Origin of the sequence: Nocardia sp. NPDC060220, from assembly GCF_042727815.1 — a bacterium.
GTDB lineage: Bacteria > Actinomycetota > Actinomycetes > Mycobacteriales > Mycobacteriaceae > Nocardia.
Genome location: NZ_JBHWZY010001348.1, coordinates 1 through 1155 on the forward strand (window position 1 = coordinate 1; position 1155 = coordinate 1155).

Annotated in this window: 2 protein-coding genes; both read left to right on the plus strand. The window is 58.8% G+C overall.

What is annotated here, in order from left to right; all coding sequences use genetic code 11:
• The coding region (locus ACFWF3_RS36665) for a hypothetical protein (RefSeq protein ID WP_379318822.1) at positions 1 to 267 on the plus strand (267 nt) is incomplete at its 5' end.
• Between the two features lie 307 nt (positions 268 to 574).
• Positions 575 to 925: a hypothetical protein gene (locus tag ACFWF3_RS36670; protein WP_379318824.1), complete on the plus strand. Its 351-nt coding sequence runs from the start codon at positions 575 to 577 to the stop codon at positions 923 to 925.
• Positions 926 to 1155: the final 230 nt, after the last annotated feature.

The following is a 1155-nucleotide window of genomic DNA, read 5'->3' on the forward strand; positions in this document are numbered from 1 at the left end:
GGCCTTGTGACATATGCTGACGACCTCCTCAAGTTCGATCCTTCCGGTGTTGTTGCCACGGCGACAAAGACGATTTCGAAATTTGTCGAACTGGCCAGCGCGAAGGTGCAGGTGGTCATCGATTTTCGGGATCAGGTCGTCACGGTTATCAATGGTATTAAGAATGAGGCCGCTGCCATCCCCGTGCAGTCCGTTATAGCCCCAGCTGCACTCGATACTGGAGCATGGCAGCCTCGAAAGCCCACTGGAAAGGCCTTCGGTGATTAGAAATTCGATTCGGCTGCAGGTGGTGGTGGCATGCGGGGTTGCTCTTGCTGCGTGTGGCCCCACCGGCTCATCGGAAGTCGCCCGGTTCGATCGAACCCCGAATTCCTGTGCTGCGCTAACAAAGTCCACCGCCTCGGCGATCTCGGACTTCGCTGGCTCGATATATACAAATGTTGGGCTATCCGAACAGAATCTTGACGAGCTTCCGCCCACTCCTGGCACCCGTGATTACGGATGCCAGGGCCAGTTCCTCGCTGCCAACATTTCACATGGACCGACCGGAACACCCGCCACGCGGTCAGTCAATGTGTCCTTTAAGCTGCATGACTCGGGAGTATCAGAGGCGAAGAACAGCTTCCAGATCTCACGCGATGCTGCCACGGGCAAGCCCAAAGTGTCAGCAGCCAAGCCGGTCGCCGGAGTTGGCGACGAGGGATACGCGGTCGATGACGCCAGCACGAGTTACGCCCGGACGACGGTCACCTTCCGCTCAAGCAACTTGGTGGTCAGAATCGGTGCCAGCGGCACGGATTTCGTTGACGGCCGAATGGCCGATGGACCCCCCTCGCCCGAACTAGTGGCGGGCGTCCACGGTGCGGCCGAGGCAATTGCCCGCGCTGTTACACCGAACCTGGAGTCGATCGTCAACGACAACTAGCAAGATCGGTACCGCGACTGTTTGGTAGGTTCGGCTTCGATTCGGCATCAGGTTCCGACGGACAATCAGTGGGAACTGCTCGAGCTGTTGTTACCGAAATCCGATGGCCGCGTGGGTCGTATTCCTCGGCTGCGAATCGAGAGTTGTTGCGAGGCAAGTGGATCACGGCGGTGGTTCCGCAACGGTCCGATCAGGTGGCCAATTGGAAACGCCGAGGTCGTGCCGGTGGA